20 protein-coding genes are annotated in these 21905 nt (G+C 41.7%); 5 read left to right on the top strand and 15 right to left on the bottom strand.

Annotated elements, in window-relative coordinates; all coding sequences use genetic code 11:
- Window positions 1-178 precede the first annotated feature (178 nt).
- Window positions 179-556: a hypothetical protein gene (locus tag AC2SLM_RS01835; RefSeq protein WP_486543302.1), complete on the top strand. Its 378-nt coding sequence runs from the start codon at window positions 179-181 to the stop codon at window positions 554-556.
- Between the two features lie 149 nt (window positions 557-705).
- Here AC2SLM_RS01835 and AC2SLM_RS01830 read toward each other — a convergent pair whose 3' ends face one another.
- From AC2SLM_RS01830 to AC2SLM_RS01805, 6 genes are all read right to left on the bottom strand, one after another.
- The gene (locus tag AC2SLM_RS01830; protein WP_486551619.1) at window positions 706-1299 is read right to left on the bottom strand and encodes a YsnF/AvaK domain-containing protein; all 594 of its coding nucleotides are present in this window, start codon (window positions 1297-1299) and stop codon (window positions 706-708) included.
- Between the two features lie 372 nt (window positions 1300-1671).
- A complete protein-coding gene (locus AC2SLM_RS01825; protein WP_486543306.1) occupies window positions 1672-2520 on the bottom strand; it encodes a DUF2382 domain-containing protein in 849 nt (282 codons plus the stop codon).
- Between the two features lie 539 nt (window positions 2521-3059).
- Window positions 3060-4241 (bottom strand): thiolase family protein, encoded by a 1182-nt coding sequence (locus AC2SLM_RS01820; protein ID WP_486551618.1) that lies wholly within the window; start codon window positions 4239-4241, stop codon window positions 3060-3062.
- 121 nt (window positions 4242-4362) lie between these two features.
- Window positions 4363-5703: a homoserine dehydrogenase gene (locus AC2SLM_RS01815; protein WP_486543310.1), complete on the bottom strand. Its 1341-nt coding sequence runs from the start codon at window positions 5701-5703 to the stop codon at window positions 4363-4365.
- A gap of 376 nt (window positions 5704-6079) precedes the next feature.
- Complete coding sequence (locus AC2SLM_RS01810; RefSeq protein ID WP_486551616.1) at window positions 6080-6913, bottom strand: DsbC family protein; 834 nt, start codon at window positions 6911-6913, stop codon at window positions 6080-6082.
- A gap of 188 nt (window positions 6914-7101) precedes the next feature.
- Window positions 7102-9567 carry a YgiQ family radical SAM protein gene (locus AC2SLM_RS01805; RefSeq protein WP_486551614.1) on the bottom strand — a complete coding sequence of 822 codons (2466 nt, stop codon included), beginning with the start codon at window positions 9565-9567 and terminating at the stop codon, window positions 7102-7104.
- A gap of 410 nt (window positions 9568-9977) precedes the next feature.
- On the opposite strand from AC2SLM_RS01805, the gene AC2SLM_RS01800 reads away from it, so the two are divergent.
- Window positions 9978-10328 (top strand): hypothetical protein, encoded by a 351-nt coding sequence (locus tag AC2SLM_RS01800; protein ID WP_486551612.1) that lies wholly within the window; start codon window positions 9978-9980, stop codon window positions 10326-10328.
- 9 nt (window positions 10329-10337) lie between these two features.
- On the top strand, window positions 10338-10649 hold the full coding sequence (locus AC2SLM_RS01795) for a hypothetical protein (RefSeq protein ID WP_486551611.1): 312 nt from the start codon (window positions 10338-10340) through the stop codon (window positions 10647-10649).
- 123 nt (window positions 10650-10772) lie between these two features.
- On the opposite strand, the gene AC2SLM_RS01790 is transcribed toward AC2SLM_RS01795, so the two are convergent.
- The 4 genes from AC2SLM_RS01790 to coaD form a co-directional block, all read right to left on the bottom strand.
- A complete protein-coding gene (locus AC2SLM_RS01790; protein ID WP_486551609.1) occupies window positions 10773-11903 on the bottom strand; it encodes an SEL1-like repeat protein in 1131 nt (376 codons plus the stop codon).
- Window positions 11904-12254: 351 nt separating this feature from the next.
- Window positions 12255-13655 carry a serpin family protein gene (locus tag AC2SLM_RS01785; protein ID WP_486551607.1) on the bottom strand — a complete coding sequence of 467 codons (1401 nt, stop codon included), beginning with the start codon at window positions 13653-13655 and terminating at the stop codon, window positions 12255-12257.
- Between the two features lie 116 nt (window positions 13656-13771).
- Entirely contained in the window at window positions 13772-14023 is a 252-nt protein-coding gene (locus tag AC2SLM_RS01780; RefSeq protein ID WP_486551605.1) for a YfhL family 4Fe-4S dicluster ferredoxin, read from the bottom strand.
- Window positions 14024-14138: 115 nt separating this feature from the next.
- Window positions 14139-14648, bottom strand: a complete 510-nt coding sequence (gene coaD, locus AC2SLM_RS01775) for a pantetheine-phosphate adenylyltransferase (protein WP_486543320.1) — start codon at window positions 14646-14648, stop codon at window positions 14139-14141.
- A gap of 342 nt (window positions 14649-14990) precedes the next feature.
- On the opposite strand from coaD, the gene smpB reads away from it, so the two are divergent.
- On the top strand, window positions 14991-15467 hold the full coding sequence (gene smpB / locus AC2SLM_RS01770; RefSeq protein WP_486543322.1) for an SsrA-binding protein SmpB: 477 nt from the start codon (window positions 14991-14993) through the stop codon (window positions 15465-15467).
- 366 nt (window positions 15468-15833) lie between these two features.
- Here smpB and AC2SLM_RS01765 read toward each other — a convergent pair whose 3' ends face one another.
- From AC2SLM_RS01765 to AC2SLM_RS01745, 5 genes are all read right to left on the bottom strand, one after another.
- The gene (locus AC2SLM_RS01765) at window positions 15834-16892 is read right to left on the bottom strand and encodes a hypothetical protein (RefSeq protein ID WP_486551604.1); all 1059 of its coding nucleotides are present in this window, start codon (window positions 16890-16892) and stop codon (window positions 15834-15836) included.
- A gap of 234 nt (window positions 16893-17126) precedes the next feature.
- On the bottom strand, window positions 17127-18482 hold the full coding sequence (gorA, locus tag AC2SLM_RS01760) for a glutathione-disulfide reductase (RefSeq protein WP_486551602.1): 1356 nt from the start codon (window positions 18480-18482) through the stop codon (window positions 17127-17129).
- Between the two features lie 264 nt (window positions 18483-18746).
- Window positions 18747-19199: a threonine/serine exporter family protein gene (locus AC2SLM_RS01755; protein ID WP_486543328.1), complete on the bottom strand. Its 453-nt coding sequence runs from the start codon at window positions 19197-19199 to the stop codon at window positions 18747-18749.
- Window position 19200: 1 nt separating this feature from the next.
- Window positions 19201-19989 (bottom strand): threonine/serine exporter family protein, encoded by a 789-nt coding sequence (locus tag AC2SLM_RS01750; RefSeq protein WP_486543330.1) that lies wholly within the window; start codon window positions 19987-19989, stop codon window positions 19201-19203.
- A 193-nt stretch (window positions 19990-20182) separates the two neighbouring features.
- A complete protein-coding gene (locus AC2SLM_RS01745; protein WP_486551601.1) occupies window positions 20183-21187 on the bottom strand; it encodes a DUF368 domain-containing protein in 1005 nt (334 codons plus the stop codon).
- A gap of 317 nt (window positions 21188-21504) precedes the next feature.
- Between AC2SLM_RS01745 and AC2SLM_RS01740 the strand changes: the two genes are divergently transcribed.
- On the top strand, window positions 21505-21786 hold the full coding sequence (locus tag AC2SLM_RS01740; RefSeq protein WP_486543334.1) for a DUF503 domain-containing protein: 282 nt from the start codon (window positions 21505-21507) through the stop codon (window positions 21784-21786).
- Window positions 21787-21905 lie beyond the last annotated feature (119 nt).

Below are 21905 nucleotides of genomic sequence, written 5' to 3'. Positions count from 1 at the left end.
AATGTTGTCTGGTTTAATTTTAAAATATGGGTTAAATTAGATGAATTGGGTTCTAGCATAAGTCATGCTATTGCATATATAATTTGGTAAATGGCGTAGCCTTGATAGTAGTCAGTAGTAAATGGTTTCGCCAAATTAGGCTTGTTTTAAGGCCACTTTGCACATAAGGATAAGTAGTATGATAAACAACAAGTCATTAAAATTAAGTTTATGGACCGCCATGTTTGCCGCTACTATTGGGCTAAGTGCATGTCAAAAAGATGCTGCAGACGCACCAGAGCAAGAGACGGATGCTGAAGTAGCGACAATGTCAGCTGATCCAGCTGAGGGTAATCAGCCTGCGATTGTGGCAGATGATCTCGATGATTTAGACAGTGCAGACGCACATGAGCAGTCAGTAGAAACACCTGAAGTAGGTGCAGAAAGCAGTACTCCGTCAGCTTCTGCTATTGATGACAGCAGTGAAGTAGATGCTATTGATAATGCACCAGTAACTGACTCAGCGATTGGACCTGCCGAAGGTACAGTTCAAGAAGGGACAACCACCGCACAATAATATTTGTTGATTAGCTTTAGCTGTTATTGAATAGGTTATTTGTAGATTAACTGCTTACAATGATAACCATAAAAAAAGAGACCGCCCATTATGAGCGGTCTCTTTTTGGTTTAAATACTTTTGATTTACATACAATCAAATAGCCCGTTTTATTTAGGCTGAGTAGCTGCATTTTTATGAGTAAAGTCGCCTTCTTCAATAACCTCAAGCTCTTCATGACGCAGCTCAACCTCGAAGCTGTCTTTATGGACATGTGTTGATTTCTCAATAGCAATATCTTGCACTGCATACGTCTCTTTTTTGATAACAGCAACTTGGCGAGAGATAACAATCTCAACCGGACCATCTTCTAACGATATATCTGAACCGTTAACTTTGATAGTCGCTGTGTGATTTAAAGTAGGTTCGATATGGCGGATAATATCTTGATCGCCTACATCATTGGCTAAAAATCTTTGTGAGTCGGCATCGTAATACTCAGTATCAATAACCAATACTTCTTCACTTAGCTCAATAGGTACGTTGACGGTTCTGGTACGCACGTGCTTAGTAGCGGTAATTTTACCCACATCCAAACGCTCTTTATCTACCACAGCACGTTCTTCTAGCAGCTCAATTTTACCAACTGTTGTACGCTGCTCATTAATAGGCGCTTCATACGCTTCACGTCTCAGCGCACTGCGGCGTTCTTCTGATAATTCAGTGGTGGTATTTTGATTTTTATCATTGATATTATTATCCATAAGGTAGTTCTCCAAAATTAATGTTTAAGATAGGTATGAATCTTTATCAGTCTTAGTTTTTTAAGACAGGTTAAACTAATATTATGTATTATGATTTGTCTATCGTAGCGCATTGCCAGCGTGTGCACTGTATATTTTACTTATTAATCAGGTTAATAATATGCATAAATAGACAAACTTTGGTTTTATACTTGGGTTTAGTGGTCCAATATAACCAGTATTAAATTCAGTTATCAAGAAAGGTGCAGACATTAAAAAAGCCAGAGTAAAAACCCTGGCTTCTTGTTAAGAATACACTCAACTATTGTACTCATTAACCAGTTAGATAATTAATAATGATTACCTAAAGCTGGCCGAATACAATGCTGTCAATTACTTACCGCGAGCGGCACGAACGTCATCAGCAGTGATGTCATCACGGTTCACAATGTTACCTTCACGGTCTACAACGTTGCCATCACGGTCGATGTCAAGTTCTTCACGTTGGATAGTTTCGCGAATAGTTTCAGTATGACGCTCAGTTGTTTTACCAACGTTTACTTCTTCTGTTACGTAAGTTTCTTTACCAACACGAGCACGTTCAGCTTCAAGCTCAACTTCTACTGTATTGTGACCAGCGTCATCACCGATTTTACGGTCAGTACGGCGATCAACATCAGTACGCTCAATATGTGCATGCTCTTCTTCAAGCTCTACATCTACTTGACGATCTTCAGTTACTACGTGCTTACCAACTTTAACTAGGCCGGCAACGATGCGATCTTTATTCACTGTTAAGCGTTCTTCTAAAAGCTCTAACGTGTTTGGTGCATTGTAGAAATCTTCTTTAACATCTACACGCTCTTGCTCTGGTACAGTGTCAGCAACGAATGCAGCACGATCTTTATGAGTTTGTTCTTCATAGCTGTACTGATAGTCGTGGTCATACTCTTCCATCGCTTCAACTTGTGCTTTGGTTAAGCTGTCAAAGAATACATCATCACCAACGATACGAGCTAGACCTGCTGGTACTAATACTTCTTTAGATGAAAACCAACCACCAGCATCAACGATTAAGTAACGGATACGGCCTGTGCTGTCTTCAACTAGAGCACCTTCAATTTTACCGATTTTTTCTTCACCAGCACCATAAGCGCTTTTGCCAGTTGGATCATAATAATCATCACCAATTAGGTCGCGGTGAGTTGCTTGAATATCTTTTAATCGAATTAGTTGACTCATTATAATTTTCCTTTTATTTATTGTGAATGTTAAATCCGTAGATGGATTTTACAGGTTACTATTTTTCTAAGTAATTAAATTTGTCATAACCATCATCGGATTTGATTTTTAAAAACAAGGTTATTTAACTTAAATAGCCATTGGTTTAAAAACAGTCCTTACTCTTATTAACCAGTCCAATCTAATAATCAATAATTTAGATGGCTTAGCGAGAAGTGCTGTTGTTCCTCAAAGCTAATCTCGATGACTTGGTAGATACTTTAACAACTGGGTTTCGAGGTTTATATAGTAAACAGGTATCACTGTATTAAGGCTCGTAAAATCATGTAATCAGCTGTAATTGAAATAACACATCTTATTCCTTGCTTTACATTCGCTCACTATGATGTGCATTTTTCTGTTCTTTAGGTAACAAAAAAAGAGCCTCCCGAAGGAGACTCTCTTATAAGGCCTTGTTTATAGAGCCATCGAATTTATATTTAGTAATTAACTTAGGTTTGGGCTTTTATTTCAAACCTATAATTAATGCTTAAATACGCTTATGGGAGTTCAATAGCAACGGCTACTGCTTCACCGCCGCCGATACATAATGAGGCAACACCTTTTTTGCCACCAGTACGCTTCAATGAGTTGATAAGCGTTATTAGGATACGTGCGCCTGAACAGCCTACTGGGTGACCTAGAGCACAAGCACCGCCTTCGATGTTTACTTTGGCATGTGGAATGTTTAATTCATCCATTGCTACCATCGTTACCATAGCAAAAGCTTCGTTGATTTCCCAAAGATCCACATCATCAACTGACCAGCCTGCTTTTTCTAGTACTTTTTCTATAGAGCCGATAGGTGCAATGGTGAACTCTGAAGGGTGACGAGAATGTGTGGCAGTCGCAACGATACGCGCTTGAATATCAAGGCCTTTATCATTTGCTACTTGCTCTGAGGTGACAACAACCGCGGCTGCACCGTCAGAGATTGAGCTGGCGTTTGCTGCAGTGATTGTACCGTCTTTTGCGAAAGCTGGACGCAGGGTAGGGATACGCTCTGCATTAGCCAGACCTGGCTCTTCATCAGTATCAACAACCATTTCACCTTTACGGTTTTTAACGGTCACTGGCGTAACTTCATTATCAAAGTGGCGTTCAGAGATTGCTGTTAACGCACGATTTAATGACTCAATAGCAAAGTCATCCATCTGCTCACGGGTATACCCTATTTTGTCTGCCATTTCTTGAGCAAACTGACCCATTAGCTTACCGGTATCAGCATCTTCTAAGCCATCAAGGAACATATGGTCTTTGATTTCTTTGTGACCCATACGTAGGCCTGCACGTGCTTGCGGCAGAACATATGGAGCGTTAGTCATCGATTCCATACCACCTGCAACAATGATTTCAGCACTACCAGCTTTAATAGCGTCGTGTGCTTGCATCACGGCTTTAAGGCCTGAGCCACATAGTTTATTAATCGTCACTGCACCAGTGCTGTCTGGAATGCCTGCTTGACGCATGGCCTGACGAGCAGGACCTTGACCGACACCTGCGGTCAAGATACAGCCCATGATAACTTCATCAATCTCTTCGGGCTTAACACCGGCACGCTCTACAGCAGCCTTGATAGCTGTGGCACCAAGCTGAGGGGCATTAGCACCAGTAAGGGCGCCTTGGAAGCCGCCCATAGGAGTACGTGCGCCATTTACAATAACAATTGAATCTGATGACATAATATTATCCTTATTAAATGGCCTATACGTAAGCGCTGAATAGGCCGAAAACTGCTACGTTTATAGGGTTTAACGATATTTTGTTAAACAGTTATTTTTATAATATACAAATTACGAAAAACTAATCAAGCTCATGTAAGCGAATACGCACCACATCTGAGGTGATGGCGTCGAGCTTCTCAATCTTATTAATGGCGACATTCATCTGACTTTCAACAACCGGTAGGGTCAGGATAATAATAGGCACCTGACCTTTTTGATGCGCAGGCTTTTGCAAAATAGCATCAATGTTAATGCCTGCATCACTTAGGATACGAGTCACATCAGCAAGCACACCTGGGGTGTCTTTGGCTTGCAGGCGAAGATAATAACCTGTAATCATATCTTCTGCCGGTAAAATAGGCGTATCAGACAGCTGATTTGGCATAAAGGCCAAATGTGGGACATGGTGACCATAATCATCAACAGTTAGCACTCGGATTAAATCCATTACATCGGCCATAACCGCAGAAGCAGTCGCACCGGCACCCGCGCCATCACCGTAATATAAAGTCTGGCCCAGTGGGTGAGAATTGACCAATACTGCGTTTTTAACGCCATTGACGTTGGCCAGTAACTTATCTTCTGGAATTAGGGTTGGATGAACGCGTAGCTCAATACCGTCGGCTTTTTTGTTAATACTACGGCTGTTCTCATCGTTATAACGACGCACTGCAAAGCCTAGATGCTTAATGCGATAACCAAGCTCTTCGGCATAGGTCACATCTTGCAAAGTAATATTGGTGATACCTTCGCAGTACACCTTGTCAAATTGTAATGGGATACCAAAAGCGATAGAAGCAAGGAGGGTCAGCTTATGCGCCGCATCGATACCTTCGACATCAAAGGTCGGATCAGCTTCGGCATAACCGAGTGCTTGCGCTTCGGCTAAAACGTCATCAAAGTCGCGACCTTTGTCACGCATCTCAGACATAATAAAGTTACCCGTACCATTAATAATACCAGTTAGCCAGTTCACGTTATTGGCAGCAAGCGCTTCACGCATTACTTTGATAATAGGAATACCGCCAGCCACTGCTGCTTCATAGGCCACATGTACATTGTGCTTATCGGCTAAGGCAAAAATCTCATTACCATGTTCGGCCAGTAGCGCTTTGTTAGCAGTAACCACATGCTTGCCATTTTTGATCGCATGGATAATCACGTCTTTGGCGACAGTCATACCGCCAATGACCTCAACAATAATATCGACATCATCGCTTTCAGCGATCGCCATTAAATTGCTTTGTTGTTTGATGCTTTGGTCAATATCATCACGTTGGCGGCGGGTACCGACTTGGGTAATAACAATGTCATGACCACTACGTCTTTGTAGTTCTGACAAGTTATCTTTAAGTAGGTCAAGCACGCCCGTGCCGACAGTACCTAGCCCTAATATGGCAAGTTTAATTGATTTACTCACGGTATCCTCAGTAGTGTTATCAAGCATTATTATAAGTGTATATAGGGTTAAGCGGTGACAGTGGCCATTTGGATTTGCCTAACAATACGTCAGCAATCAAGGCAAGCTGTCAGGATTGTTTTAGGGTTAGTCCATTTGAGAGTATGGTCAGCCTATCTAGCAAATAGTACCACCCTGATATTAAAAAACTAAATAATACGGATTTAGAAGGTTAAAATATAGCGGTTAATAAACGGTAACACGGCAGCGCTTTAAAAGTCACTTAACTGTGCTGAGTTTAACTGACGGCTGAGTCCAAAACGTACTCTATATTAGCAGCCAATCTGCTGTGAATAAAGCGATTAGCATATTCCATACCGCGGTTACGTTAGGCAAATTAGTTAGCAATGGCTGCTTCTGCTAATTGCTGTGCAGGTAGATAGCCACCGATTTGATTGCCTGACTCGGTAAAGATAGCAGGGGTGCCGCTCACGCCCAAGCTTAAGCCAAGCTGCATATGTTTGCGAACTGGGTCATCGCAAGATTTAGTCGATAGTGGCAGACCTGATTTTGCTTGAGTCATCGCTTTAACGCGATCATCACTACACCAGATGGCTTGCATCTTAGGTACGCTTTGCTCACTGCGTGGCCAAGCTAAATAACGCACCTCAATGCCGAGCTTATTAATCTCATCCATCTCTGAATGCAGCTTGGTGCAATAAGGACAGTCGGCATCGGTAAAGACATAAACGGCCGCTTTGGTTTCGCCCTTAGCGGGATAAATAATCATCTCGTCTTTATCGACTTCAGCCAGTTTCTTTTTAGCCGATTTTGCGATAAGTGCGGAGCTGATATCGACCGGTTGCGGCTGACCAATTTCAACGATTTGACCTTGGATAATGTGTTTGCCTTCTTTGTCGCTAAAGAATGCGGGCATGCCCTCGCTGGTCACCCAGTAGATGTTCTCCATTTGAGTAGGCACAGCGGAGATAATCTTTTGCTCGAAACCTGAAGCTTTGAAGTTTTTCTCTAAGGCGGCGACCACTTGTGGGTCAGATTCAGGATCGGCCTGAGTGGCTGCGTTCACAGAGTTAGAAGCATTCGCATCATTTTGTTTGGCTTCGGTGCTGTTGCTATTACAGCCGGCGACCGCAATGGCGAGTGCTATCAATGAGGCTTTGGTTAAAGCTGGAGATTTTTTTAATAATTGTTTTTGGAATGTAAGGGTCATAACGGATGTCTCTTAAAGGGTAATTCTTAAAAATATGAGGGGTAATATGTAGTGTTAATCAAAGTCAGCGTCAGTTTAGCATATTATATTGACGATATAATTGAGATAAACAAAAGCCCCACTGCGGTTAACAGTGAGGCAATTATTATGTCAAGTTTATGGCGAATTTAGTCTAAATAGCTAATCTGCTATTTTGTAGCGCGTGGCGGTAAACCAGTATGCTGAGTTTGGAAATTACCCTTTTTAATTTGCTTACCACTTGAGCGCTTATTGGTTGCAGGCTTACCCGCTGAGTTATTCTGACGCTTCACTGAGTCTGAACCCACACGGCTGTTTTTCTTACGAGCCGATTGATAGGTATCTTGACTGTCACGACCTTCTAAACGTGAGTTAAATGGCGGAATTAAACAGTGACGTGCAGTACCAATCAAATCTTCACGGCCCAAGCTTTTAAGCGCAGCACGTAACATACCCCAGTTTTTCGGGTCATGATAACGAAGGAATGCTTTGTGCAATTTACGCTGTTTGCCTGATTTCACAATGTCCACATCGCCTTCGCTGCGTGTCACTTTGTGCAGCGGATCTTTGTGGGTGTGGTACATAGTGGTCGCTGTCGCCATTGGGCTTGGGTAGAAGGCTTGAACCTGATCGGTTCTAAAGTCATTCCGCTTGAGCCACAATGCTAAATTCATCATATCTTCATCCGTAGTACCTGGATGCGCTGCGATGAAATAGGGAATCAAATACTGCTCTTTACCAGCTTCTTGACTGTATTGCTCAAACATCTGTTTGAACAAATCATATGAGCCCATACCCGGTTTCATCATCTTCGATAACACGCCTTCTTCTGAATGCTCAGGCGCAATTTTTAGATAACCACCGACGTGATGGGTCACCAGCTCTTTCACATATTCTGGGTCTTTTACCGCTAAGTCATAGCGTAGACCAGAGGCAATTAGAATTTTCTTCACACCCTTAATATCACGGGCCTTACGATACAGCTTGGTCAGATTGCTGTGATCGGTTAATAGGTTTTCACAGATGTCTGGATAGACACAAGATGGCTTACGGCAATTCTTCTCAATATTCTCATCTTTACAGCTGAGACGATACATATTGGCAGTCGGGCCACCCAAATCTGAAATCACACCCGTAAAGTTCGGTGCGGTATCCCGAATGGCTTCCACTTCACGTAAGATAGAGTCTTCAGAGCGGTTTTGAATAATACGGCCTTCGTGTTCAGTGATTGAACAGAAGGTACAGCCGCCAAAACAGCCACGCATGATATTGACCGAAAATTTAATCATATCAAACGCCGGAATACGCGCATCGCCATAACTTGGGTGTGGTACACGGGCATACGGTAAATCAAAAACAAAATCCATCTCTTCGGTTGATAATGGAATTGCTGGCGGATTTAACCATACATCAATGTCAGTTCTTGAGTTACCACCGCCGGTACCATGACGCTGAACCAGCGCACGCGCGTTACCAGGGTTGGTCTCTAAATGCAAAATACGGTTGGCATGTGCATAAAGTACGGAATCTGATTTTACTTGCTCATAATCTGGCAAGCGAATTACCGTCTTTTCGCGAGGCGGCAGCTTTAGCTTGTGCTTACGTGCTGTTTTAGGTGCATTGTTCTTAGGTCTGTGCTCAGGCTCAGGGATTTCAAGCCCCACCATTTTGACCACTTGCACGTCATCGTTAACTTGATCGGCATTGATAATCTTATTATCGACAGGCTCGGCTTTAAAGCCTTTATATTGACGCTCCATCGCTGATAAGCTTTGGCTGACTTTACTTTCAGAATGGCCTTTTTCTTTTTCGATAGAGCAGCTGTCTAAATCTTCGGTCATCACATACGGATTGATAATAGGATCAACACGGCCGACCGTGTCCACATCATTACTTTCTATCTCAATCATGCCCGCTTTCCAGTGCCGACGTGATGGCGTCAATAGATAAGCGGTACCGCGCAAATCGCTCATTTGCTCAAAGGTATAGCCCTTTGATAATCCATGTACAATATCGACAATCGCACGCTCGGCATTACCATATAACAGTACATCTGCACGGCTGTCGAGCAAGATACTACGGCGTACTTTATCTGACCAATAATCGTAATGTGCGATACGGCGTAAGCTGCCTTCAATACCACCTAAAAGAATTGGCACATCAGGATAAGCCTCGCGGCAGCGCTGACTGTACACAATTGCCGCACGATCAGGACGTTTGTCTGGTGCATTATTAGGTGAATACGCATCATCACTGCGAATACGGCGATCGGCCGTATAGCGGTTAATCATACTGTCCATATTACCGGCGGTTACGCCATAAGCATAAACTGGCTTACCTAGCTCCATAAACGCATCTTTGCTGGTCCAATCAGGCTGCGCAATGATACCGACTCGGAAGCCTTGTGCTTCTAGCAAACGACCAATAATCGCCATGCCAAAGCTTGGGTGATCGACATAGGCATCGCCTGAGATGATGATGACATCACACGCATCCCAGCCTAGCTCGTCCATTTCGGCGCGGCTCATCGGCAAGAAGGGGGCAGGCTCGTAGCAGCTTGCCCAGTGCTTATCGTAGTCGTATAAAGGAGTCACGCCTTGTTTAAAGGCAGTGCGAGCGATGGTTTCAGCAGACATGGGGATGACCTAGGTAATGATTTAAATAAACAATAGAATATAAAAGAGGTAGTGCAGAGGGTAGGCAAAAAAGAATAACGCTCATTTTACCATGAATTTGGTTCAAGTTGAGCGTTATAAATGACTATATCTATTTCTAATAGCTTGGCTTATGAAAAATGCTGAATACTGGTATTCGCTTTATTCAAACTCTTACTTAGTTGTTAAATATATCTTTGATAGCTTTCAATTAATTGTTTGTGATGGTCTGGATCATCTTGTAGATAAGTGAGATTTATTGCTAAGTAGGTGTAGCCAAGCTAGAATTATTAGATTAAGCGGATGTAATAAAAGCTAAATATAGTGACTATTAATTAGGTGAGAATTATTATATGAAAAGAACGGCATTAGCACTTTTTTTAGGGTTGTTTATGGTTGCATGCTCATCATCAGATGATACATCTAAATTGTCGGCCGAAGATTCGGTAAGTGATGCATCTGAGGGTATCTCAATACCAATGTCAGATTCGCATGAAAACGGTCGATATTTCTTAACCTCGCAAACCACCGAAGATGGTATTGAAACAATTGAATATACTCGTAAAGGAAATACGAGTGATACCTATGCAAGGATGCAGATTAACTGTTCTAGTAATGAGATGAGGAAATACTCATCGGAGAATCTTGAAAGTGTTCACCAAGCTGATCTTGGTGATTGGATTGTGACCCCACCTGATTGGACAGATGAAGACATTGTAAAATTCGTCTGTACACAAAAATAGGCTGATAGTATGTACATATTTAAAAGCCTTTTAATTCTTCTTCCTTCCATGATGCTATTAGGATGTGGGAATAGTAGTGATTCACATTCATCAGGAGTCACAAGTTCTCAGGCTGTCGGTGGAGAGTCGTATACTATGGAGCAATGCAAAAACCGAATTGATGAAACTGCTAAAAAATACAATGTAACCTACCAAGTTAATTTCGATGAACCTGACTACTTTTCTGGATATATCGTTAAGGACGGTATTCAAACAGACTTATTAGTATCTTGTGATAAGAAAGGTGATTATTATCAAGGACTATTTGAAATACCAGACTAAGTAGGTTTATTAATATCTGACTTGTTAAAGATCTTGTTTGAGTATTACTTCTCTAGTAGTTTGGGCAATATTATTATCTATTGCCCAATTTTTTGTACAACATATAATCGTTTGAAGATTAGACTAGTGGCCTTTCATCTTCAATGATTTGTACTGATCGCAACCGTCTTGCTCTCCATTGTCACAAGACTTTCCAAACCACTCTTTGGCAATACTATAGCTTTGTCTAACCCCCTCTCCATCGAGGTACATATAACCAATCATAAGTTGCGCCATTCCATCATCGTGTTCTGCAGCTTTTTTAAACCATTTCAAAGACTCAAAGTAATCGTTTTTTTCGCTATAAAGAAACCCTAACATAGTGTATGCCTTAGAATTACCTAACTCGACAGCCTTGGTGTAAAATAAAATAGCTTCATTATAATCTTGTTTAGTGCCTGTACCGCTTTGATACATATGTCCAAGATATAATAGGGCCATAGTAAAATCCTGATCGGCAGACTTCTTATACCACTCCATAGCTTTATTATAATCCTGTTTGACACCTTCACCTTCATAATACATTGTTCCAAGCTGCCACTGTGATGGTGGATGCCCCTTCTCAGCAGCTACCTTAAACCATTTGAAGGCTAGGGCATGATTCTGTGGTGTCTCACTAGCGTAGAAATTTAGCATTGTGGCTGTACCAAATAGAGCATCTAAATCACCTTTCTCAGCTTCAATCTTAGCAGCGCTTTCAAACCACTTCGTAGACTCAATAGGATCGGACTTTGCTAGCATTACAGCTAAGACATATTGCGCACCTGAACTACCGTTTTGGGCAGCTTTTAAGCGCAAGTCATTAGCCTTTTTAGTGTCTTTCTGAACTCCATGACCATTGTGATACATAATACTAAGCCCATAGTAACCATCAGCATCTCCTTTCTCGGCAGCCTCTTTAAACCATTTATATGCTTTCGAGTAACTATGTTCATTATGAGTTTCATCGTAATAGATATGCCCAGCCAGTACCATTGCTTTAATATGGCCTTGTTTTGCAGCTTTTTCAGCCCAGATTAATGCTTGTGTCACATCGTTATTAGTATCTTTATGCTCCATATAACTCTTAGCGAGATTAAACTGAGCATTTACATCCCCTTGCTGAGCTAGTCTATTAATCTCTATTAAGTTTGAAGCAGAAGCGGTGAAAGTGTATATATTGAAGATAAATAAAAACAATATAAGTTTGTGTAGTAATAATTTCATCTTTTTCATGATTTAATTAAATTATCTTAGTTGATTTGAGTGGTTTTCATATAAGGGTTTAAATAATGGTATTTTGAACATCATAGACCAAGTGATAAGAATACCAGTTTTTAATTTGAAGAGTAGTGGATTGAAAAAGGATAATTTCGAAATTGATTTCACAAGAGGCTAAAACTCAATATTCGCATTACAGTTACTGCATTAAATGGCTTTTGCTCATAGTTTTTTAAGATATATTCCATGAAAAAGCCCCATGCTAGGGGCTTTTTCTGTGCAAAATTAAACTACTAAAACCATCGTACATTTAAATCACGGTAAGCATCACAACCTTTTTAAATTCTATTAATGGTAAGTATTAACCTAAGCACTCGGCTTATTCACCTGACCCATAAACAAAATCGTATTGGTTTTATCGTCCTGAATTACAAACATAAAGGGGTGGTCTGCTTTAAATTCAGTTGTCATCTTCGCACTTTCCGCATTAATAGTAACGGCAGTTGCCGCAGCAGCTTCAGTACCGGTTTCATCCACTTCGACTACCGCTTTATGAATCACATCATCCACATACAGCAGTTCATTAATATCATTGGCTTTATCAAAAATATCGAACTCAGCATTACTGGTGAACGCTTTGGGCATACCCATATTACCTAATACAGGCTTTAATTTATAGCTCTCTTGCAGCTTAAACTTAGGCAGATACAAATCAAGCAGTTGCCGGTTTAAACCTTGATTCCACTGTTTAAGCGTATCAACGGTTAAACCATTAACCAGATTATCCATCGCTTGTTTGGATATTTCTTTGGGTAATACCACCAGCATTGATAAATCGTCACCCTTATAAGGCAGGCGGATAATTTGGGCTTGGTTATTTTCAAGATAATCCACGGACTTTTCTTGATACATCAGATGACTATCAACTTGACCACCGTCGAAGGTATAAAACGGCTGAGTACTCGTGTTTCTAGGCTGAAATGGCATCTGCCAATCACCCTTAAAATACACTGAATTGGTCAATACAGTGACGGTATTATTGGCAATACTACCGGAGGGCAATAAATCAACAATCATATTATTGGTTTGCTGCTCGATGGTGTCATTAATGGTTTTACGTGACCCCTCAGGATTGCCACTGAAATTAAGATTTTTGACCTCGCCACCATAGTATTTCTTGACCGTATCGATATAGTGCTTGTTGGCTATAAGACCTTGCTGCATCCATAAGTTATTGGTAGTTGCCAGTTTATAATCGTCATGTTGCGCATTAAAACGATGATAAAGCTCGCCACTGTTAGGATTAAGGATATTTAGAGCAGGGTAGTGGAATGTATCTTGAATCTGCTGTTTTGTCTCACCCTCAGCGCTGACATATAGCATCGCCATTGCCGTTGATAAGCTATAGGGAGAGAAGAACACGTTGCTCGCAGATTTTGTAGGATGATTATTAATATAGCGATACAGAGATAACGCAAATTGGTTGTTTGCATTCACGACCTGCTCGACACCCTCTGGCGTAGCGGATAATTCTGGGGTTTGGTCTTGAGTGGTATTTGTGGATGACTTATTTGAATGAGAGGCCGCTGATTGATTGGTGTTATCTGCTTTGCTGGCGAGAATCGGATTAGACTCAGAGTTTTGAGGTAGTTTATCGCTACACCCTGTTAAGCCTATGCCAAGCGTACAAGCGACGAGTAAGCCGAGAGTACTGCGATGGAAGTTTGGTTGATTAGCGTTTGATTTTTCGATGTCATGATTTGACATAAAGATAGGCTCGATCCATTAGAAAGTTTAGGCTTTTGCTTAGAAGAGGGTGTAGTTAATTGCACAGTGGGTAAAAAAGAGAATAAATAAAAAAAGAGAATGAACGCAGAGGTAAATTACTTCTGCCCCGTAATCCGCTTATATTTTGCCATCAAATCATTATCAGATTCGACATGGTTTGGGTCATTAGGAATACAGTCAATCGGGCAAATCTCAACACATTGTGGCTCATCAAAATGGCCAACACATTCAGTGCAAAGGTCAGGATTAATCTCGTAGATATCCTCGCCTTCATAAATAGCATCGTTAGGGCAAACAGGCTCACACACATCACAGTTGATGCATTCATCAGTAATCATTAAGGCCATTTTATGCTCCTAGTCAATTTAGAATAAACGGCTCAAAAGTGATTTAATAGGCCGTTATATAACGCCCATCTATTAAATCAGCAATACATTATCGCTAAACCTCTAAAATATTTGCCTATTTCCAGTCATTCGCACGTTTGTCATGAAACGCTTGCTGCACATTGTTCGGTACAAACTTTTTGACATCACCGTTTAGCTTAGCTATTTCGCGAATCATGGTCGATGAGATAAACGAATACTCAGGCGCAGGCGTTAAGAATACGGCTTCAAAGTTATCATCAAGTTCACGGTTCATATTGGCCAACTGAAATTCATATTCAAAGTCGGACATGGCGCGAAGTCCACGCAATACGGCAGTCGCTTTTTGCTCACGCATAAAGTCAACTAGGAGACCTTCAAAGCCGACGACCGATACTTGGGGTAGGTCGGCAAACACCTCTTCTACCAAGGTGACACGCTCTTCGAAGCTAAACATGGGTTTTTTGTGATGTCCAAGTGCCACAGAGATAACCACTTCATCAAAGAGCTTGACGGCGCGGTTAACCAAATCAATATGACCATTGGTAATGGGGTCGAAGGTGCCAGGGTAGACGACTTTTGTGTACAGCGATGACGATTTATTCATGATGATTAAATAGGCTTTAAAATAAGCGCTTATCGTAACAAATTTTAGGCATTGAGGTAAGCTAATTAGCAAGGTGTTTGGTGAGTTTGGGTAGTTTTTTAGCAGTCACAGGGAGAATATTGTCTAAATCTCAACCTGTTTGTTGCAAGCTTACGACCTATACTTGCTTACAAAGCGACGAAAAAGTGAGCCGGTCAAATTTGGTATACTGTCGGCTCGACCTAACTTAAAGGCTACTTTATTATTCTGTGGCTATTTTAAGATTAGGGACATGCACGACAAACCATTGGCAATATAGATATTACGTAGCCAGTCGGTTTAAATTTTAATGAGACATTATTTATGGCGAAGAAATCAAGAAAACCGTCCAATCAGATTGCCGCTAACAAAAAAGCGCGGCATGAGTATTTTATTGAAGAGACCTTTGAAGCTGGTCTGGTATTGCAAGGCTGGGAAGTGAAAGCAATTCGCGCTGGCAAGATGAGTATCACAGAGGCTTATGTAGTGTTCCGTGGTAATGAAGCCTTCTTATTCGGTGCACACATTCAGCCGCTGTTATCGAGCTCAACCCATGTTGATCCTGACAGCATTCGTACCCGTAAGCTGCTATTAAACCGTAAAGAGATTGATACTTTATTCGGTGCGGTAAATCAAAAAGGCTATGCTTGTGTGCCGTTAGAGGTCTATTGGAAAAACTCGCTAGTGAAATGTAAAATCGGCTTAGCCAAAGGTAAAAAGCTGCACGATAAGCGTAAGACACTGAAAGATAGAGATTGGGAACGCGATCAGCAGCGCGGTTTCAAACAGCATTTGGATTAGATGCTTTTCTATATAGCGCTTAATATCATTAAAAAAGGTAGGCATTAAGCGAAGATAAATTTACAACAAACTCAGTAGATGGCTCTAAGAACAAAACAAATAGTACAGTTACTAAAGTTACTGGTCCTGCTGTAGTCTATCAAGACTCAAGAAATATGAGTTATTTTCCATGGGTATCTTGGGACTTGGTTTCTTAGCATTCTGCGTTATGGGTGCTGTTAAATGCTCAAGCGGTGACCACTTTGAAGTGCCTTTCAATATTCGTCTGATTAAATAAGCTTTAACGAAGCTCGACTTTCACTAAAGACAAAAAGGCAGAATCTATATAAATAGATTCTGCCTTTCTTATATTCTAAAAATATCAAGTTAAAAGAGCAGACTGCTACTTGCCCAATGACTGTCATTTGAATCAATTTCACGAAGAGGTGTTTGTTGAGGCGTGGTATCGAAGAGCGCTTTATATTGTTCAGTTATTGCTTGGGTTATTTGCTCAAACTGTGGCAAATCTGCCTCATTGATATTAATGCGAATGGATTTTTGTAATGATTCAATTTGTAGCGCTTGTGCCAATACATAGTCAAAGGCACGATGCTCAAGACTATAAATCTCTGTCTGCGCTAATGCTTGACGCTGAAAAAGCTGGTCTTGATAAACACTACCATCGCATTTAGCCTCATCATATATATACAACGCCATAATTTTATAACGCATTTGGGCATCTTGTAGCGCCGGATTGGCCATGATACTTGATAGGTAATAAGACACTTCAGATTGAAGCCCATTACCAGACTCTATGGCATTGATAATGTCATATTTATCCGTCGTATCAATCACTAGAAAGTCGCATTGCTGCTCAACAGCTTGCGCGATAAGCTGAATGCCAGCATCCATTTTATGGATATCATTAATAGTATCAGTACGATAGCTATAACTATTATCCACAGTATCAGTATCAGTATCAGTATCAGAGTCTGGCAGCATAAATGCCTGAGTAATCAGCTCAAAGCCTCTCTCATAAATCGCGTTGACTTCATTTGCTGCAATGGCTTGTTCAGTGAGTGCTTTTGCTTGAGCGAGGGCCTGCTCTTTGCTGAGATCAAGCTCTAGTGCTTCCCGCAATTCAGCATTTTTTAGAACGTGTGCATAGAGCCATTTATCTGTGGCAGGACTGTCTGCTTTGAGTGCTTGTTGCTGATTTTGCTGCAGCACACTAAGCGATTGAGCATCGATATCCTCCTCTTCATAACTACCACTACCACTACCACCACCTATATCAGATAGCATAGCCACACACATACCACCGCCAATTAATAAGGTAGCCACCATACCTAATAAAAAGCTGCCAATCATATTTCCTTTTGACTGCTCATCGTTTGGGGTTTGGTTATGATTATCGCGGCGGTATTCTGGTGATTGATTGTTCATAAACGGCCTTGTGCTAGGTGGCTTTGTTATTGATGGAGGTAGGGCTTTTTAAAAATACATAACGTATTATCAGGTTTTTAACTATATCAAATAAGACCAGCTAATGTTATTAAAATCACAAAGAGTGATTAACTATTCTTTATCAAAAGCAGTTGCATAGAGAGAGACAGATAGCAAAAAGCCACTCAGATTTGAGTGACTTTTGACTAATAAATTATATAAATCTACATACCATTAACGCATGGTCACAAACTCTTCAGAACCGGTCGGGTGAATAGCGACTGTGTTATCGAAGTCGGCTTTGGTAGCGCCCATTTTAATAGCGACTGCAAAGCCTTGAATCATCTCATCCACACCGAAGCCAATACCGTGTAGGCCGATGACTTTCTCTTCTTCACCCAAACATACCAATTTCATGGTACATCTTTGGCGGTGCTGAGTAACGGCGCTGTACATTGGGGTAAAGGTTGAGGTGTAGCATTTAATATCATCTTTGCCATACTGCTCAATCGCCTGTATTTCAGACAGACCAATGGTTCCGATAGGCGGGTGTGTAAAAATAACCGTTGGTACTAGGCTATAATCTAAATGCTCGTTTGGCTTGTTATTAAATAGGCGCTCTGACAGACGACGACCGGCAGCAATGGCCACAGGCGTTAAATCGATGCTATTTTCAATAATGTCACCAACGGCATAGATGCCATCTACGTTGGTATTTTGGAACTTATCGACTTTGATTTTACCCGCTGAGTTAGTCTTCACGCCAGTAACTTCTAGGTTAATGGTATCGGTTGAAGGCTCACGACCTACTGCCCAAATTAAACAATCAACCGTTTTCTCGTTGCCGTCTGCTAGGCGGATAGTTAAGCTGCCATCATCATTTTTGGTGACTTCTTCAATTTGGCTATGAGTGTGTAGACGAATGCCGTCTTGCTCAAAGACTTCGAGTAATAGGTTAGTGATGCTGTGGTCAAATGAGCGAAGTGGCTTATGTTGACGCACATACAAATCAACTTCAGAGCCTAGACTGCGTAATACACCGGCAACCTCTACGGCGATATAGCCTGCGCCAGCAATAGCCACCCGCTTTGGTTGCTCGGTCAATGCAAAGAAGCCGTCTGAATCAATACCGTATTCTGCACCTTTAACATCAGGCATAATAGGACGACCACCGGTTGCAATCAATATATGGTCTGCTGTAATGTGCTCGCCATTGACTTCAACAGTCTTGGCATCGACAAATTTAGCAAAGCCATTGATAACTTCGACGTTATTTTTGGCCAGGTTGGTCTCATAAGAGCGGTGGATATTACCAATATACTTCTCGCGTGTTTCTACCAGTTTACTAAAATCAAAGCTTTTAACATCAACATCAAAGCCATAATCTGGGGCGTATTTGTGCATGGCTTCGGCTACTTGAGCGCCATACCACATGACTTTTTTGGGTACGCAGCCGAGGTTAACGCAAGTGCCACCTAAATGATTGGCTTCGATGATGGCGCATTTTTTGCCATACATGGCTGCTCGGTTGATAGAAGCGATGCCGCCGCTACCGCCGCCAATGGCGATATAGTCATAGTGTCTGCTCATAATGAGTCCTTTTTTATTTGTGATCAAAAATATGATGTCGCTTATCTCGATAGCAAATAATGCCGTAGTTTAGCGAATGATATTAGATTAACAATGTTTGCAAGCGTCTAGAAGTAGAGTAGATCCAACGCCGCTTGTCAGATGGATTAATTGTAAAGGTTATTGAGCCTAGTGTTTACTTGAATTGCTTATCCTTAACCAAAACAATACCTTTGATATATTATCTGCTTCAGCTTTGACATGTCACTAGAACAGGTTCGGTTATTACACAATAGGCCGGCGGCGATAGAATAGCAGTCCTGGAATAGAGATACCTAATACCAAGCCTGAAGTGACAAACAGCGCTTCAAACAGATAAATCATCATCTGGCTAAATAACGCGTCTGAGAAACCAAAATAGCCAATTTGCACCATGCTGACCATGGCTTTATAAGCGGCGATACCTGGCATCATACAGATAACGCTAGGCGAGATAAGCGCCTTGGGTGGCAAGGTGTATTTTTTGGAAAAATAAACGCCCAAGAAGCTCGATAACATCGCACCGCAGAAGCTTGCAACGACCAAATGAACATTTTCATGAACCAGTGCAGTCTTTAAGCCAAACCCAAACGCCGTCATTAACAAACAAGGCAAAATATAGCGTTTGGGCACAGTAAACATTAGCGTCCAACCTAGGGTGATAATACAGGCGAGTATTGCACTTTCAATAAGCCACATATCAAAACCCCCAATGCTGAATTTGAAGTAGAATCAGCGCGATGACAATACCCACGCACGATGACAATGTCAACATATAGGTAAAGACTGCACGTCCAATACCGATATTGACATAGCCCTTTAAAATATCAGATAACGAGTTAATCAAAGGGAAGCTAGGCACCAGTAGTAGCACGCTTGAGGCCACAGCAATATCGGCATTATGACCAATATCTAGATAATAAGTAGTCGCACCGATTAATGAGGCGATAAAGGCAGTTACGATGACCGTAATAAACGGATTAAAATGATGATTTGACAGGAAGATACGGGTGAACATCGCCACCATGCCAGCCATAAAGGTCACTACCGAAATCATCCATCCGCCGCCATTTAGATAGGCAAAAGTAGCACAAGATAAGCCAACGAATATGGCTACGAGCCACGTCGGGTAGACCGTCTTATCAAGCTCATCAAGCGCACGTGAGGTCGTTACCACCAACTCGCCACTACAGGGCGTCTCTTCGGTCTTATTGACGATTTGCTGAATCTGCACCAATAAATTAACGTTAATACTTTGGTTAATCGTATCGCGAGTGGTGGTAATGCAGCGCTCATTGTAGATAGTGGTCAAGGTGATGGCATTAAAGTTCAGCGCACACTCGACGCTGTCCATGCCAAGAGCCAGTCCCAGACGCTTTGATAAATCCACCACGACGGCTGACTCAGCGCCATATTGCATGAGTAATAATCCGCAGCGCACGCATAGTCGGGTAGTAAGTTGCTGCTGAGTGTAGGTGATTTGAGTCATGATGGTCTTTGATTCTATAGGTTTGCGAGCGATTGTTATATGTATTGTCATGCAAATTGGGGTCTAAAAGCAAAGTAAAATAGCACTGTTTACATCAAAAAAGCCATTCCTATTATTTAGAAATGGCTTTTTGTTTGCTAGCTATAAATCTCTGTATTTAAGAGCAGGTGTTATAGGGCAATTTAGAGGTGGATTATGACCTTTTCGCGTTGGTACGCTGTCCCCACCACGACAATGCTGATACCAATACCGCACCTAAAATCATTAAACCAATAGTGGTGAACCACTGCGCGCCGGCAGGATAGTTCCATGGTGCCACATTGTGTACAGCCTCAGTATTTAACGCGCCTAACGCATCGACTTTCCAAGGCCAGACCTTGACCAAAGAGCCTGCGATAAAGCCAGTTAACAAGGCCAATGTGCCTTGATAATAACGTGCTAATAACCATTTTAATGCGCGGGTAAATAGCAATAGTCCCGTGACCATGCCGGCCATCAGGGTGACAATGACAGGTTGATTAAAGTTATGCACTGCCTCTAATACCGCATCGTAAACACCAAGCAGCAGTAATATAAAGGAGCCTGATATTCCAGGTAAAATCATTGCACAAATAGCAATCGCGCCAGCAAAGAAGATATAAGGAAGGCTAGGCTCCGTGCTTAGTATCGGCATATTACTAACACCGACAGCAGCGACGATACCGAAGATAAATAAGGCGCCGCGGGTTATATTCCACTGCTTAATCTCGGCCAGCAAAATGACTACGGTGGTCATTACTAGGCCAAAGAAGAACGACCAGATAAATAGGGGCTGATTGTCCAACAGGTATTTAATCATGCCCGCTAATGTGGCAAAGCTGGTGACGATACCTAACATCAACACCAATAAGAACGTCGCATCGACTTCACGCCAAATCGCCATTAAGCCTTTTAATCCGCCATGCTCACGAAACACATGCCATAAGCTTGGACCAATACTGCCCAGCGCATTAATAAGGCGCTCATAAATACCGGCAATCAGTGCAATGGTACCACCGGACACACCGGGTACGATGTCTGCAGCGCCCATCGCCATACCCTTGACATAGGTGGCAGCTAGATTTTTGGGGCTGTTGTCTGGGCTAGTCTGAACATCGGGGTTATGCGGTTGTGACGACGATTCTTGATGAGGCGGTCTGGGTGAGTGTGATGTCGTCATAGACATTCCTTGCAAGATAAGAGATAAAAAAAGAGTATATAAATTTTGAGAGCAAAGCGAAAGACACTTTACTAAACGGCTATTTTAACCCATCTGGATAACAAAAAAGGCCATTCTATCAACAATAGCCTTTCTATAAATACTTAAGCGTGCTATTGATAAGCAATTAGCCAAATTTTTTTACAACTGGTTAGATTTGGTTAGTAACTAATGATTACAGTTCACAGAAATTTTATCTACAAATCATATTGGATTGTGTGGCTGAGTATGAAATAAGCTAGGATACAGTAGTAAATTTAATATTTTGGGAGACAACTATGCCAATCGGAATTTTAACCCTGACTTTCTCACTTCCTGGTTGTGGTTCATTAAAAGAAAAGAGGATGCGTATGGGCGGATTGCATGAGCGTTTTGGGCGCAATCCTGCGGTAGCGGTGTGTGAAAGCGGTGAGCGTAACCGTCATGATGCCAGTGAATGGACGTTTGTGGTGGTAGGGCTAAACAAGCGTGAGATTGAATCCGAATTTAGTCAGATTGAAGACAAGATTCAGCGTGTGGTTGAGGCACGGATTATGGATGTGAGACGGGAGTTTATTTAAATATTTTTTCAAGTGAACCGCCCTGACTATATCGGAGAGTGGATTACTTGAGTCAGGCAGCTTTGTCTGACTCACTAAGACTATCATAGCATCGTCTATCAAACTCAAAAGGCCACACA

The sequence above is a fragment of the Psychrobacter sp. CX16 genome (assembly GCF_057396245.1).
This window is presented reverse-complemented; position numbering and strand designations above follow the sequence as displayed.